This is a genomic window from Stenotrophomonas sp. SbOxS2 (assembly GCF_013416715.1).
Lineage (GTDB): Bacteria > Pseudomonadota > Gammaproteobacteria > Xanthomonadales > Xanthomonadaceae > Stenotrophomonas > Stenotrophomonas lactitubi.
In genome coordinates this window covers 251,943-264,873 of sequence record NZ_JAAVXD010000002.1, presented here as the reverse complement: position 1 = coordinate 264,873, position 12,931 = coordinate 251,943, and the positions used below count along the sequence as shown (strand labels likewise).

General features: G+C 66.6%; 13 protein-coding genes. 10 read left to right on the top strand and 3 right to left on the bottom strand.

The features are described 5' to 3' along the window. Nucleotides 1-9: 9 nt before the first annotated feature. The 5 genes from HFK18_RS04375 (at nt 10) to HFK18_RS04355 (ending at nt 5,154) form a co-directional block, all read left to right on the top strand. Nucleotides 10-444: a hotdog fold thioesterase gene (locus HFK18_RS04375; RefSeq protein WP_089241726.1), complete on the top strand. Its 435-nt coding sequence runs from the start codon at nt 10-12 to the stop codon at nt 442-444. 119 nt (nt 445-563) lie between these two features. Continuing rightward, nucleotides 564-1,355, top strand: coding sequence for a lysophospholipid acyltransferase family protein (locus tag HFK18_RS04370; protein WP_180164631.1), 792 nt, complete (start codon nt 564-566; stop codon nt 1,353-1,355). 7 nt (nt 1,356-1,362) lie between these two features. After that, nucleotides 1,363-2,397, top strand: a complete 1,035-nt coding sequence (locus HFK18_RS04365; protein ID WP_100554514.1) for an alpha/beta fold hydrolase — start codon at nt 1,363-1,365, stop codon at nt 2,395-2,397. Between the two features lie 56 nt (nt 2,398-2,453). Beyond that, nucleotides 2,454-4,532, top strand: coding sequence for a tetratricopeptide repeat protein (locus HFK18_RS04360; RefSeq protein WP_180164629.1), 2,079 nt, complete (start codon nt 2,454-2,456; stop codon nt 4,530-4,532). A gap of 10 nt (nt 4,533-4,542) precedes the next feature. Next, nucleotides 4,543-5,154: a YbhB/YbcL family Raf kinase inhibitor-like protein gene (locus HFK18_RS04355; protein ID WP_180164627.1), complete on the top strand. Its 612-nt coding sequence runs from the start codon at nt 4,543-4,545 to the stop codon at nt 5,152-5,154. 110 nt (nt 5,155-5,264) lie between these two features. Here HFK18_RS04355 and HFK18_RS04350 read toward each other — a convergent pair whose 3' ends face one another. The 3 genes from HFK18_RS04350 to HFK18_RS04340 all read right to left on the bottom strand — a co-directional run bounded on the left by HFK18_RS04350 (nt 5,265) and on the right by HFK18_RS04340 (nt 7,562). Next, the gene (locus HFK18_RS04350; protein WP_180164625.1) at nt 5,265-5,726 is read right to left on the bottom strand and encodes an META domain-containing protein; all 462 of its coding nucleotides are present in this window, start codon (nt 5,724-5,726) and stop codon (nt 5,265-5,267) included. Nucleotides 5,727-5,866: 140 nt separating this feature from the next. Then, entirely contained in the window at nt 5,867-6,694 is an 828-nt protein-coding gene (locus tag HFK18_RS04345; RefSeq protein WP_180164623.1) for an META and DUF4377 domain-containing protein, read from the bottom strand. Nucleotides 6,695-6,767: 73 nt separating this feature from the next. Beyond that, a complete protein-coding gene (locus HFK18_RS04340; protein ID WP_180164621.1) occupies nt 6,768-7,562 on the bottom strand; it encodes an undecaprenyl-diphosphate phosphatase in 795 nt (264 codons plus the stop codon). A gap of 219 nt (nt 7,563-7,781) precedes the next feature. Here HFK18_RS04340 and glnA point away from each other — a divergent pair, with 219 nt between their 5' ends. The 5 genes from glnA (at nt 7,782) to HFK18_RS04315 (ending at nt 12,861) form a co-directional block, all read left to right on the top strand. Next, the gene (gene glnA / locus HFK18_RS04335) at nt 7,782-9,191 is read left to right on the top strand and encodes a type I glutamate--ammonia ligase (RefSeq protein WP_180164619.1); all 1,410 of its coding nucleotides are present in this window, start codon (nt 7,782-7,784) and stop codon (nt 9,189-9,191) included. Nucleotides 9,192-9,514: 323 nt separating this feature from the next. Beyond that, nucleotides 9,515-9,853, top strand: a complete 339-nt coding sequence (locus HFK18_RS04330) for a P-II family nitrogen regulator (RefSeq protein WP_004134334.1) — start codon at nt 9,515-9,517, stop codon at nt 9,851-9,853. A 22-nt stretch (nt 9,854-9,875) separates the two neighbouring features. Further along, on the top strand, nt 9,876-11,306 hold the full coding sequence (amt, locus tag HFK18_RS04325) for an ammonium transporter (RefSeq protein ID WP_089241711.1): 1,431 nt from the start codon (nt 9,876-9,878) through the stop codon (nt 11,304-11,306). Between the two features lie 196 nt (nt 11,307-11,502). Then, nucleotides 11,503-12,249 (top strand): N-acetylmuramoyl-L-alanine amidase, encoded by a 747-nt coding sequence (locus HFK18_RS04320; protein WP_180164617.1) that lies wholly within the window; start codon nt 11,503-11,505, stop codon nt 12,247-12,249. A gap of 114 nt (nt 12,250-12,363) precedes the next feature. Then, nucleotides 12,364-12,861: a cytochrome b/b6 domain-containing protein gene (locus tag HFK18_RS04315; protein WP_180164615.1), complete on the top strand. Its 498-nt coding sequence runs from the start codon at nt 12,364-12,366 to the stop codon at nt 12,859-12,861. The last annotated feature ends 70 nt before the right edge of the window (nt 12,862-12,931 follow it).

The following is a 12,931-nucleotide window of genomic DNA, read 5'->3' as shown; positions in this document are numbered from 1 at the left end:
GGTAGCCGCATGACCCAGGTATTCCGCGAAGCCGTTTCCATCGAGCAGCTCAACGCACTCAGCCAGAACACCGCCATCAGCACCCTGGGCATCGTCTTCAGTGCCGCTGGCGAAGACTGGCTGCAGGCAACCATGCCGGTGGACGAGCGCACCCGCCAGCCGTACGGCATCCTGCACGGCGGTGCCTCGGTGGTGCTGGCCGAGACCCTGGGCAGCAGCGCCGGCAACCTCTGCGTGGATACCGCCAAGCAGATCTGCGTGGGCCTGGAGATCAACGCCAACCACGTACGCGCCGTGCGTTCGGGGACGGTCACCGGTACCGCGCGCGCGGTGCACGTGGGCCGCAGCACCCAGCTGTGGGAAATCCGCATCGAGGACGAGCAGGGCCGGCTGGTCTGCATCTCGCGGCTGACCCTGGCCGTGGTGGCGGCTGGGCACGGTTGAGCCCTGGCGGCAGCAGTGACGGCGGCGGAACCCAGCGTTCCCCGCCGATGGCCGCCGTCAATGAGACTTATGGCCGAATTCGGCTGGCAGCGATGGCAGCCCTCCGGTATCGTGCGCGGATGACTTCCCCCACTCCGGCCCCCCGCGGCGGCGTGGCGCGTGTGTGCCGTTACCTGTACCGCGTACCGCTGCTGTTGGTCCACATCACCGTGTTCCTGCCGCTGATCCTGATCGGCATGCTTCCGCCATGGGGCGAGCTGCGTGTGGGCGACGATATCTTCGGCGCCAAGGTGGTGAACTGGTGGCAGGGCGGGCTGATGTGGATCTTCGGCTTCCGCCTGTCGCGTGTCGGCCAGCCGCTGCCGGGCGCGGTGCTGTTCGTTGCCAACCATGTCAGCTGGGTCGATATCTCCATCCTGCACAGCCAGCGCATGATGGGCTTTGTCGCCAAGCGCGAGATCGCCAGCTGGCCGGTGGTGGGCTGGCTTGCCGCGCGCGGCCAGACCATTTTCCACCAGCGTGGCAACACTGAATCACTCGGTGGGGTGATGCAGGTGATGGCCGACCGTCTGCGCGCCGGCAAGGCCGTGGGCGTGTTTCCGGAAGGGCGTACCCGTGGTGGCCACGACGTTGGCCCGTTCCACGCGCGCATCTTCCAGGCGGCAGTCGAAACCAGCGTACCGGTGCAGCCGGTGGCGCTGGTCTATGGCGTGCGCGGCGATGCACAGACCATCGTGGCCTTCGGCCCGGGCGAGAGTTTCTTCGCCAATTTCCTGCGCCTGCTCGGTGAGCCGGCGCGGCATACCGAAGTGCATTTCCTGGAGCCGATCGGCACCCAGGACCTGGAAGGCCGTCGGCGCATCGCGGAGACCTCGCGCGCGCGCATCGTGGCGGCCATGAGCGGGGACTGAGGCCATGGTGGCCGTTTTTCCGCCACCCACCCTCGACGCTGATGCGCCGATGCTCACCGCGTCCGACTATCAGCCGCCGCGCTGGCTGCGCAATCCGCACCTGCAGTCGATGCTCAGTTCCAGCCGCATGCGCCTGCAGCGCGGCCTGCTGCTGCTGGCTGCCACCGGCGCGGTCAGCGAAGAGCTGATCCTCGATGGCGGCGAGGGTGTGCGCCTGCAGGGCTGGCACAGCCATGTCGAAGGGCGCGAACCGCGCGGAATCGCCCTGCTGCTGCACGGCTGGGAAGGCAGCGCCGAATCCAGCTACATGCGCATGGCCGCTGCCCGCATGCTGGAGCAGGGGTTCGACGTGGTGCGGCTGAACTTCCGCGATCACGGCAACACCCATCACCTCAATCCCGGCATCTTCCACTCCAACCTCATCGACGAAGTGGTGCATGCCGCTGGCGATGTCGCCCAGCGCTGGCCCGATCTGCCGCTGGTTGCGGCCGGCTATTCGCTGGGTGGCAACTTCGTTCTGCGGCTGGCCCTGCGCGCGCCAGCCGCGGGCGTGCCGCTGCAGCACGTGGCCGCCGTCTGCCCGGTGCTGGACCCGGGGCTGACCATGGAGAACATCGAGAACGGCCCGGCGATGTACGACTGGTATTTCCGCCGCAAGTGGGCCGGCTCGCTGCGTCGCAAGCGCGATCTCTTCCCCGAACTGAGCGACTGCGACGACCGCGTGCTGAACATGGACATCCGTTCGCTTACCGCCTGGCTGGTCGAACGGCACACCACGTTTGGTTCGTTGCAGGCCTATTTCGATGGCTATTCCATCGCCGGCAACCGCCTGTCCACGCTGCAGGTACCTGCCGACATCCTGATGGCGCAGGACGATCCGGTGATCCCCTACGCGACCTTCCGCGATTGGCAGCTGCCGCAGCAGGCGCGGCTGGAAACCGCCTGCTGGGGCGGCCACTGTGGCTTCCTGGAAAACTGGCGCGGCGATGGTTTCTCCGAACGCTGGGTCGCACAGCGTCTGCGGCGGGTCCTGCCGGGCTGAACCGGCACCGGCGCGCGGCCCGCTACAATGCGGGTTTGACCTTGAACCGGACGGCCATGCAAGACCAGATCCTCCAAGCGTTGCGCCAGAACGATGCCGGCCAGGCCGTGCAGCTGGCCCAGGCGTGGACCCGTGACGAACCCGGCAAGGCCGAGGCCCACCGCTGGCTGGCGCTTGCGCTGCAGCAGCAGGGCCAGGCCGAGGCCGCAATGGAGGCGCTGCAGCAGGCGCTGCAGCTGGCGCCCGATGATGCGCAGCTGCACCTGCAGCACGCCGGCCTGCTGCTGGCACTGCGCCAGTTCGACGGCGCCGATGAAGCCCTGCTGCGCACCACCGGGCTGGACCCCAACGCCTTCCCCGCCTACCTGATGCAGGCGCACCTGGCGGTGGGCCGCAACGATTTCGACGAGGCCCAGCGGCTGTCGACCCTCGCATCGCGGCTGGAGCCGGACCATCCGGAACTGCTGACCATCGATGGCATGGTCGCGCTGCGTCGTGGCGACGCCGACCGCGCGCTGGCCCTGCTGTCGGCGGCCAGCCAGGCGCTGCCGGACGATACCCGCGTGCTGTACGCACTGGGCTTTGCCTATCTGGGCAAGGACATGCTGGCGTTCGCCGAGCAGGCGTTCCGTCGCGTACTCGCGTTGAACCCGAAGATGTCCTCGCTGCACGGCATGGTGGTGCAGCTGGCATTGCGCCAGGGCAACGTCGAGGCCGCCGCCGAGGCAATGCAGCAGGCGCTGCAGCAGCCGGAGCTGGATGTACCGCCGATGCGCCGCCTGGCCGGCGAGCTGGCACTGCGCAGTGGCCAGCCGCTGCAGGCGCTGGAGCATCTGCTGCCGCTGCTGCAATCGCTGCAGGGTGAGCGCCAGGTGCTGCAGCTGCTGCTGATGTCCTGGCAGCGCCTGGGCCGCGAAGATGAAGCCCGTGCACGCCTGGATGAGGCTCTGGAAAGCAATGACCAGCTGCATGACCTGTGGCTGGCACGACTGGCCGTGGAAGACGTCGGCAGTGCCGGCGCCGTGGCCGTCGTGGAGCGCTGGATGGCAGCGATGCCCGGCCACCTGCCGGCGCTGGAAGCGCGCATGCGCCTGCATGACATGGCCGGTGAACACGAGCAGGGCGAAGCCATCGCCGAGCGCATCACCACCCTGGAACCGGGCCGCGTCAGCGGTGAAAGCCGTCGTGTCGAGGGTCTGCTGCAGCGTGACCCGGCCGCCGCCGTGGAGCGCGTGCAGGCCTTGATCGCGCAGGCACCGGAGGGACACCGCGCCGACCTGCGGACCTGGCTGGGCGAAATCCAGGATCGCGCCGGGCAGCCGGAAGAAGCGCTGCGTACGTGGATGGCGCTGCAGACCGACCAGGCCTCGCAGCGGCTGCCGCTGCCGCCGCAGGCCAAGGCACCGCCGAGCTGGCCGGAGATGGCCAGCATCGACGAGGCAACGCGCGACAGCGGCTCGGCACCGATCTTCCTGTGGGGCGCCCCGGGTTCGGGGGTGGAGCGGGTGGCAACCGGCCTGGCCGCTGCCAGCCCGGTACTGCGCAGTGATCGTTACACCGCCAATCCACCCGACGATGCCTTCCGGAACTACAACACGCTGCAGGATCTGGCGTCGGGCGTGCTGAGCCCGGAACGCCTGGTCGAGCGCTGGCGCGAACACCTGCCGGCGCGCGGCCTGGAAAGCGATACCGTGATCGACTGGCTGCTGTGGTGGGACAACGCGCTGTTGTGGGCATTGCGCCCGCAGCTGCCGCAGGGTCGCCTGCTGCTGGTGCTGCGCGACCCGCGCGACATGCTGCTGGACTGGATCGCCTATGGCGCCGCTGCACCGCTGGCGATGACCTCGATGGCCGAAGCCAGCCAGTGGCTGGTGCGTTCGCTGACCCAGATCGCCGCGCTGCACGAGGAGGACCTGTATCCGCACGTGCTGCTGCGCATCGACGAGATCGGCAACGATGCACATGCGATGGCCGACCTGCTGGGCCGCGTGTTCGGACGTCCGATGCCGCCGGCTGCACAGCTGGGCGCGCCGCGCCTGCCTGCCGGCCACTGGCGCAGGTATCGCGACGTGATGGGCGCCGCCTTCGCCCAGCTCACCCCGGTCGCGGTGCGATTGGGTTACCCGGAAGAGTGAGGAGCATCAGATGCAACTGAGCAGTCACAGCCTGGTCAACGCCGCGCCGATCGACCGTGAGTTCGCCGCCGGCGATGCCGCCGGCTTCGCCCCCGACCGCAACCCGCACCTGGCCTGGAGCGGCGTGCCCGACGGCACCCGCTCGTTCCTGCTGGTATGCGTGGACCCGGACGTACCGACAGTGCCGGAGACGGTTGGCCGCGATGACATGAGCGTGCCGCGCGATCAGCCGCGCTGCGATTTCGTGCACTGGGTGATGGCCGACATCCCGGCCTCGGTGCAGGAGATCGCCGCGGGCAGCTGCAGCGATGGCTTCGTCGTGAAGGGCAAGACCGCGCCGGCCGGCCCGGCCGGCAGCCGCCAGGGCCTGAACGATTTCACCGGCTGGTTCGCCGGCAATCCGGACATGGCCGGTGACTACCTCGGCTACGACGGTCCGTATCCGCCGTTCAACGACGAGCGCGTGCATCGCTACTTCTTCCGCGTGTTCGCGCTGGACATCGCCTCGCTGCCGCTGCCCGAGCGCTTCACCGCCGCCGATGCGTTCCGAGCCATGCACGGCCACGTGCTGGCCGAAGCAGCGTTGCACGGCACCTACACATTGAACCCGGCGTTGGCCTGATACCAGGCTTCGGGTAGTGCCGGCCGCTGGCCGGCATCCGCTGTAGATGGCAGCCGGCCAGCGGCCGGCTTTACCAGTCAACGAGAAAGGGCGGCCCAAGGCCGCCCTTTTCATTTCACCGGCAGCGGCGCGGGGGTGAATATCGCCGTGTCGCCATGCACGTTGCGCAGGACCAGGCTGCCGTTGTCGTCCAGTGCGAGCGTCGGGGCCGGCCGGCCATTGACCAGTGTGCTGGCACGCCGTTGCTGCTCGGCAACCTCGGCGCGTATGCAGCCAGCTGTGGTAACAACCCCGTTCTCCAGAATCAGCCGGTCGCCCTGCAGCTGATACTGGCTGCTTGCGTAGTTGCACAGGTTCAACTCGCTCATGTAGCCGGGTTGGAAGCGCAGGGTGTACGGCTCACGGCCCCTGACGAACAACGCGTCGATGCGCTTGCCCTGCGCGTCGGTGGCGCGCGCGAGTTGCCACAGATGGGCTTCAAGCTGGTCGGTGGTGGGTGTGCTGGCGGCGTATGCATTGCTGCCACTACCGATGGCCAGCAAGGCCAGTGCGAGCATGTACGTCCGTTTCATGTCGGTCTCCTTGATGCATATAGGTAGTGCCGGCCGCTGGCCGGCATGTTCCGTATGTCGCCGGAGCTGTGTGCAGCAGCCGGCCAGCGGCCGGCTCTACCCACAACGAAGAAGGGCGACCTCGCGGCCGCCCTTCTGCATTACTTCTTCTCGATGGCCGACTCGACCACCATGTCCAGCACGTACGCCTGCGACGGCGCATCGGCCGGCGGGTTCTTCACTTCGTAGCGCTTCACGCGCACCACGTTGCGCACGCCGTCTTCGTGGGTGTAGCCCTCGATGTTGCCGTAGAAGTTCTCGAACTTGCCCGGCTCGCCCTGCTTCAGGCCCTTGTCGTCGAACTTCACTTCGCGCACCTGCAGGCACTGGTAATCCGGGATCAGCGGGTGCGAGCACTTCTCGGTCTTCGCCGCCACTTCCAGGAACACGGTCTCGCCGGCGCCACCGTAGCGGGTTTCAGCGGTCGGTTCCGGGTTGAACACCAGCACGTCGCCCTTGGCGGTGGTCAGGGTCAGCACGCCGTTGCCGTCCTGTCCGGCCTTCAGTTCGCCCTGCAGACGGCTGGAGACGGCTTCGTCCAGCGCCATCAGCGCCTTGTCGGTGCAGGCCATCATGGTCGAGGCCATGGCGCTGACGCTCAGCTTGCCGTCGGCCAGGGTGTAGCCGCCGCCCATGCGGTTGCAGGTGTTGCTGACCGACAGGCGGCCATCAGCGAAGTCCAGGGTGACCGGCTTGTCTTCGCGGGCGAACAGCGCATCGATGCGCTTGCCGTCGGCCGCGGTGGCCTGCTGCAGCAGCCAGTGCTGGCTCTGCAGGCGCTGCGCATCCAGGTGTGCCAGCGCCTTCTGGTCGCCGGCCTTGGCCGCAGCCGGGGCCAGATCGTCACCACCGGTACCGGCCGGGGCGGGGGTCTGGCTGCAGGCGGCCAGCAGGGCCAGCGGGAGGAGCAGGGTGAGCTTGCGGTTCATGGTGATTCTCCTTGGGGAACCGAGGGGGAAACGGATCGGGGCCGGCAACGGGGTTACCGTGCCCCGGCGCTGTTCAGCTGCCGGACGGCAACCACAGCAGCAATGCAGCGCCCAGGGCGATGCGGTAAATCGCGAAGGCCGTGAAGCGATGCGACTTGATGTAGCCCATCAGCCACTTCACTACGACGAAGCCGGTGATGGCAGCGGCAACGAAGGCGACGCCGACGTCGGTCCAGTTCTCGCTGGCCAGGTTTCCTTCCTTGGCCAGTTCCAGGAAGGTGTAGGCGCTGGCGGCGAACATGGTGGGAATGCCGACCAGGAACACGAACTCGGCAGCGGCCGCGCGGCGGCTCAGGCCCAGCAGCATGGCCAGGAAGATCGCCGAGGCCGAGCGCGAGGTACCGGGGAACACGCCGGCCACCACCTGCGCCAGGCCGACACCGATGGCCACCGTCCAGGTCACCTGGTCGCGATCAGGCAGGCGTGCGGTATAGGCCTCCACCAGCAGCATCCAGATGCCGCCGATGATCAGCGCCCAGGCCACCGGGCTCACGGTTTCCGGCAGCGACCAGCCAGCCTTGCGCACCACCAGGCCGACCACAGCGGTCACCAGGAAGGCCGCGCCGAGCTTGAACACGTACTCGCGGTTCTCGCGCTGGCCGAAACCGGTGGCCAGCTGCAGCAGGCGCTGGCGGAACACCAGCACCACGGCCAGGATCGCACCGGCCTGGATGATGATGTTGAAGAAATCCGATCGCGCGCCCAGCCAGTGCTGGGCGATCAGCAGGTGGCCGGTGCTGGAGATCGGCAGGAATTCGGTCAAGCCTTCGAGGATGCCCAGCAGCAGGGCGGAGAGCAGATCGGACATGGACGGTGCGGGCGCGGACGGCGGAAGAAGCTCGAAAGAATAGACGATCCATGCCGCACCAAACGGGTGCGTCCGGTGATCGACGCACCCGTTTGGTGCACCTGGTTCTGCACCTCGCTGGGGCAGCGGCTTTGAAATCAACGACTTGTGAAGGGCGAAAAGTTGGCACGGTCATTGCTGTACCTCAGCAGGCATTCATTCCCATCCGAGGTCGTACCGATGTCCGTGGAAACCGTAGAGAAGCTGATCAAGGACAACCAGATCGAGTTCGTCGATCTGCGCTTCGTCGACATGCGTGGTGTCGAACAGCATGTGACCTTCCCGGTCAGCATCGTCGAGCCGTCGCTGTTTGAAGAAGGCAAGATGTTCGATGGCAGCTCGATCGCCGGCTGGAAGGGCATCAACGAGTCGGACATGGTGCTGCTGCCCGATACCGCCAGCGCTTACGTCGACCCGTTCTACGCCGATCCGACCATCGTGATCAGCTGCGACATCCTCGATCCGGCCACCATGCAGCCGTATGGCCGTTGCCCGCGCGGCATCGCCAAGCGCGCCGAGTCGTACCTGAAGTCCTCGGGCATCGCCGAAACCGCGTTCTTCGGCCCGGAGCCGGAGTTCTTCATCTTCGATTCGGTGCGTTTCGCCAATGAAATGGGCAACACCTTCTTCAAGGTCGACTCGGAAGAAGCGGCGTGGAACAGCGGCGCCAAGTACGACGGCGCCAACAGCGGCTACCGTCCGGGCGTGAAGGGCGGCTACTTCCCGGTGCCGCCGACCGATACCCTGCACGACCTGCGTGCGGAGATGTGCAAGACCCTGGAACAGGTCGGCATCGAAGTGGAAGTGCAGCACCACGAAGTGGCCACCGCCGGCCAGTGCGAGATCGGCACCAAGTTCAGCACCCTGGTGCAGAAGGCCGACGAACTGTTGCGGATGAAGTACGTCATCAAGAACGTCGCCTACCGCAACGGCAAGACCGTCACCTTCATGCCCAAGCCGATCGTCGGCGACAACGGCAGCGGCATGCACGTGCATCAGTCGCTGTCCAAGGGCGGCACCAACCTGTTCTCCGGTGACGGCTACGGCGGCCTGAGCCAGATGGCGCTGTGGTACATCGGCGGCATCTTCAAGCATGCCAAGGCGATCAACGCCTTCGCCAACTCGGGTACCAACAGCTACAAGCGCCTGGTGCCGGGCTTCGAAGCCCCGGTGATGCTGGCCTACTCGGCGCGCAATCGTTCGGCCTCGTGCCGCATTCCGTGGGTGTCCAACCCGAAGGCGCGTCGCATTGAAATGCGCTTCCCCGATCCGATCCAGTCGGGCTACCTGACCTTCACCGCGCTGATGATGGCCGGCCTGGACGGCATCAAGAACCAGATCGACCCGGGCGCACCGAGCGACAAGGATCTGTACGACCTGCCGCCGGAAGAAGAGAAGCTGATCCCGCAGGTCTGCTCCTCGCTGGACCAGGCGCTGGAAGCGCTGGACAAGGACCGCGAGTTCCTCAAGGCCGGTGGCGTGATGAGCGATGACTTCATCGACGGCTACATCGCGCTGAAGATGCAGGAAGTGACCAAGTTCCGCGCGGCGACCCACCCGCTGGAATACCAGTTGTACTACGCCAGCTGACCGGTTGCGATGGCGGTGGGTACCCCCTCCCACCCGCCGCCATCGCATCCGTCTTCGCGGCTGGGGAGCCGCGGTCAGATCGGGGTCGGACTCCTTTCTGTCAACGAAAGGGCTCTGACCCCTGATCCAGGGGCAAGAGAGAGACCGGATACGCGACTTGGGCCGCCCTCCCTCCCGCGTCGGCCGTGCAAGGAGAGAGGCACGGCTGTCCCGGCCCGGTTCGTGTCCGGTGCAACAGCCACGGCCATCACCACGATGGCCCGTGGTTGCCTGATGCCATCGCGCGTTGGCGCGCTGGCCCCATCCACCATCGGGACATGCGCATGAAACTGATCTCCGCCATCATCCGACCGTTCAAGCTCGACGAGGTCCGCGAGGCCCTGTCCGATGCCGGCGTGTCGGGCATCACCGTGACCGAAGTGAAAGGCTTCGGGCGCCAGAAGGGCCACACCGAGCTGTATCGCGGTGCCGAGTACGTTGTCGACTTCCTGCCCAAGATCAAGATCGAAACCGTCGTCACAGACGAGCGTGCCGACGCCGTGATCGAAGCGATCCAGTCGTCTGCAGGCACCGGCAAGATCGGCGACGGCAAGATCTTCGTGACCGCTGTCGAGCAGGTCATCCGCATCCGCACCGGCGAAATCGGCGCCGACGCGCTGTAAACCCCCTTCCGGAGACTCCCCCATGAAGATGCGCCTTCTCACCGGGTGGCAAGCCCGGTTCCATCTGGTGTGCCTGCTGATGCTGCTCAGCGCGCTGGCCGCCGGTATCTGGCCAGGCAGTGCACATGCCCAGGCCCAGGTCACGCCGCTGCAGAGCGAGGCCGTGGCCGTCGAGCCCCTGCAGGACCCGACTGCCGCTGCGCCGGCTGCTGCCGAAGCGGTGGCTGCGCCCGCCTATGACCATGGCGACGTCGCCTGGATGCTCACCTCCACCCTGCTGGTGCTGCTGATGGTGGTGCCGGGCCTGGCCCTGTTCTACGGCGGCCTGGTGCGTTCGAAGAACGTGCTGTCGGTGCTCAGCCAGATCCTGGTGGTGTTCTCGCTGGTGCTGCTGTTGTGGGTGGCCTATGGCTACAGCGCAGTGTTCAGCGCCGGCAATCCGTTCTTCGGCTCGTTCACCGAATTCGCCTTCCTCAAGGGCTTCACCCCGGAGTCGGTGGGTAACACGCCGATCAAGGGTCTGCCGGATTACCTGTTCGTCGCCTTCCAGTCGACCTTCGCCGGCATCACCACCGCGCTGATCGTCGGTGCCTTCGCCGAGCGCATCAAGTTCCGCGCGGTGCTGCTGTTCTCGGCGCTGTGGTTCACCCTCAGCTACATCCCGATGGCGCACATCGTCTGGGGTGGTGGCTACCTGGGTGAGATGGGCGCGATCGATTTCGCCGGCGGCACCGTGGTGCACATCAACGCCGGCGTGGCCGGTCTGGTCGCTGCATGGTTCGTCGGCAAGCGCCTGGGCTACGGGCAGACTGCACTGAAGCCGCACAACGTGCCGTTCACCTATATCGGCGCGATGCTGCTGTGGGTCGGCTGGTTCGGCTTCAATGCCGGTTCTGCCGCTGCAGCCGACACGGTTGCCTCGCTGGCCTTCCTCAACACCGTGCTGGCCACGGCTGCAGCGGTGCTGGGCTGGACGCTGGTTGAAGCGATCAGCAAGGGCAAGCCGTCGGCACTGGGCGCAGCCTCGGGTGCGGTGGCAGGTCTGGTCGGCATCACCCCGGCGTGCGGTACCGTCGGCCCGCTCGGCGCGATCGTCATCGGCCTGGTTGCCGGCGTGGTCTGCGTGTGGGGCGTGACCGGCCTCAAGCGTCTGCTGAAGGTGGACGACACCGCCGATGTGTTCGGTGTGCATGGCGTGGGCGGCATCGTCGGCGCGATCCTCACCGGTGTGTTCAGCGCGCAGTCGCTGGGCGGCACCAAGGCCGATCTGGATATCGGCCACCAGGTGTGGGTGCAGGTGGTCAGCGTCGGCCTCACCGTGGTCTGGTCGGCGGTGGTGACCGCGGCCATCCTGCTGCTGGTCAAGGTGGTGGTCGGCCTGCGCGTGACCGAGGAGGCCGAGCGCACCGGCCTGGATGTGACCTCGCATGGTGAATCGGCCTACGAGGCCTGATGCATCTGCAGGGTGGGTGCCGACCGTTGGTCGGCACTGCACCTGCTCTGGTAGGTGCCAAGCTTGCTTGGCACTGCTCCTGCTCTGGACTGCTCTGCTCTGGTGGGTGCCGACCGTTGGTCGGCACGGTCGGGGGCCCAGCCACGCATGGCGTGGCGCTACTGCATCGTCCGCGCTTATCGCGCACAATCAGGGCATGCACCCGATCCGCACGTCCCTGATGCTCTCGGCCTGCCTGCTGCTGGCCGCCTGTGCCTCCACGCCGCAGGAAATCCGCAACCCGCTTGCCACCTGGGTGCCGTCGCCGAACCAGAACGCACGCACGCCGGTGATCATCGTCATCCACCACACCGAGCAGAAATCGGTGCAGCAGAGCCTGCACACGCTGCGTACCGCCAACAGCGGCGGACGGGTCAGTGCGCACTATCTGATCGGCGCCGATGGCCATCGTTACCAGCTGGTGGCCGATGAACGCCGCGCCTGGCATGCCGGTTCCGGGCGCTGGGGCACCATCACCGACCTCAACTCCGCGTCCATCGGCATCGAACTGGACAACGATGGCCGTACGCCTTTCAGCCCCGCGCAGATCGAATCGCTGATCGTGCTGCTACGTGATCTCACTGAACGCCTGAACATCCCACCGCGGCAGGTGATCGGCCACGCCGACCTGGCGCCAACGCGCAAGGAAGATCCCAGTCGCTTCTTCCCGTGGCAACAGTTGGCCGAAGCCGGTTTCGGCGTGTGGCCGCGCGCTGCCGATGGTGCTGCGCCGGAAGGCTTCGATGCATGGGCTGCGCTGGCGCACTTCGGTTATCCGCTGGACAACCGCGAAGCAGCGGTGCGAGCGTTCCACCGTCGCTTCCGTGGCAGTGACACCCTGCCGAAAACACTCGACGCCGAAGACGCCCGCATCCTGTATTCGCTGCTGCTGCAGACGCCCTGAAAGCGGATCAGGTTCACCGAATCGAACGCTCACCCTGCGTTTTGCAAGCTGTCCGATTCAAACTGGATAGGTAAACCCCTAATGTCGCTCGGCCTTACCGGCGAGCAATGTTCAATGACCTACACCAGGATCCAGGTGCTGCTGCACTGGTTCTCAGCCATCATCATTCTGTGGGCAACCCTCAGCGGCTTCTACGTGGCGTTGTTCGATGTCGCGGACGCTACCCGCCAAGCCATCGGCTTCCTCAACGTCTCGCTGACCTTTACGCTGATTCCGTTCTTCGCCCTTCGCGTGCTGCTGGCACTGCTGCGGGCAAGCGCAGTGCAACCGACGAGCGCGGAGGGGCGGGCTGCCCGCCTTGCACACTTCGCGATCTATCTGACCACGATCGTGGTGCTGATAACCGGCGTGCTGATGATGGACAGGGACATCAACGTCTTCAACGTGCTGACCCTTCCACCGCCGCTCATCGACGTTCAGCTGACGTCGGCGTTCAACGCGGCCCACAAATACGCCTGCATGGTGCTTGCCGGCCTGCTTGTCCTGCACATCGCTGCGGTGATCAAGCACCATGCCTCGGGCAATCCCGTCCTGAAGCGGATGCGCTGGTAGCCGTCGGAATGCAAGCTCGCCGCAGCGCCCCGCACCCATCGTTGCAGCTCCCTGAGGGGGCGGGCCGCAG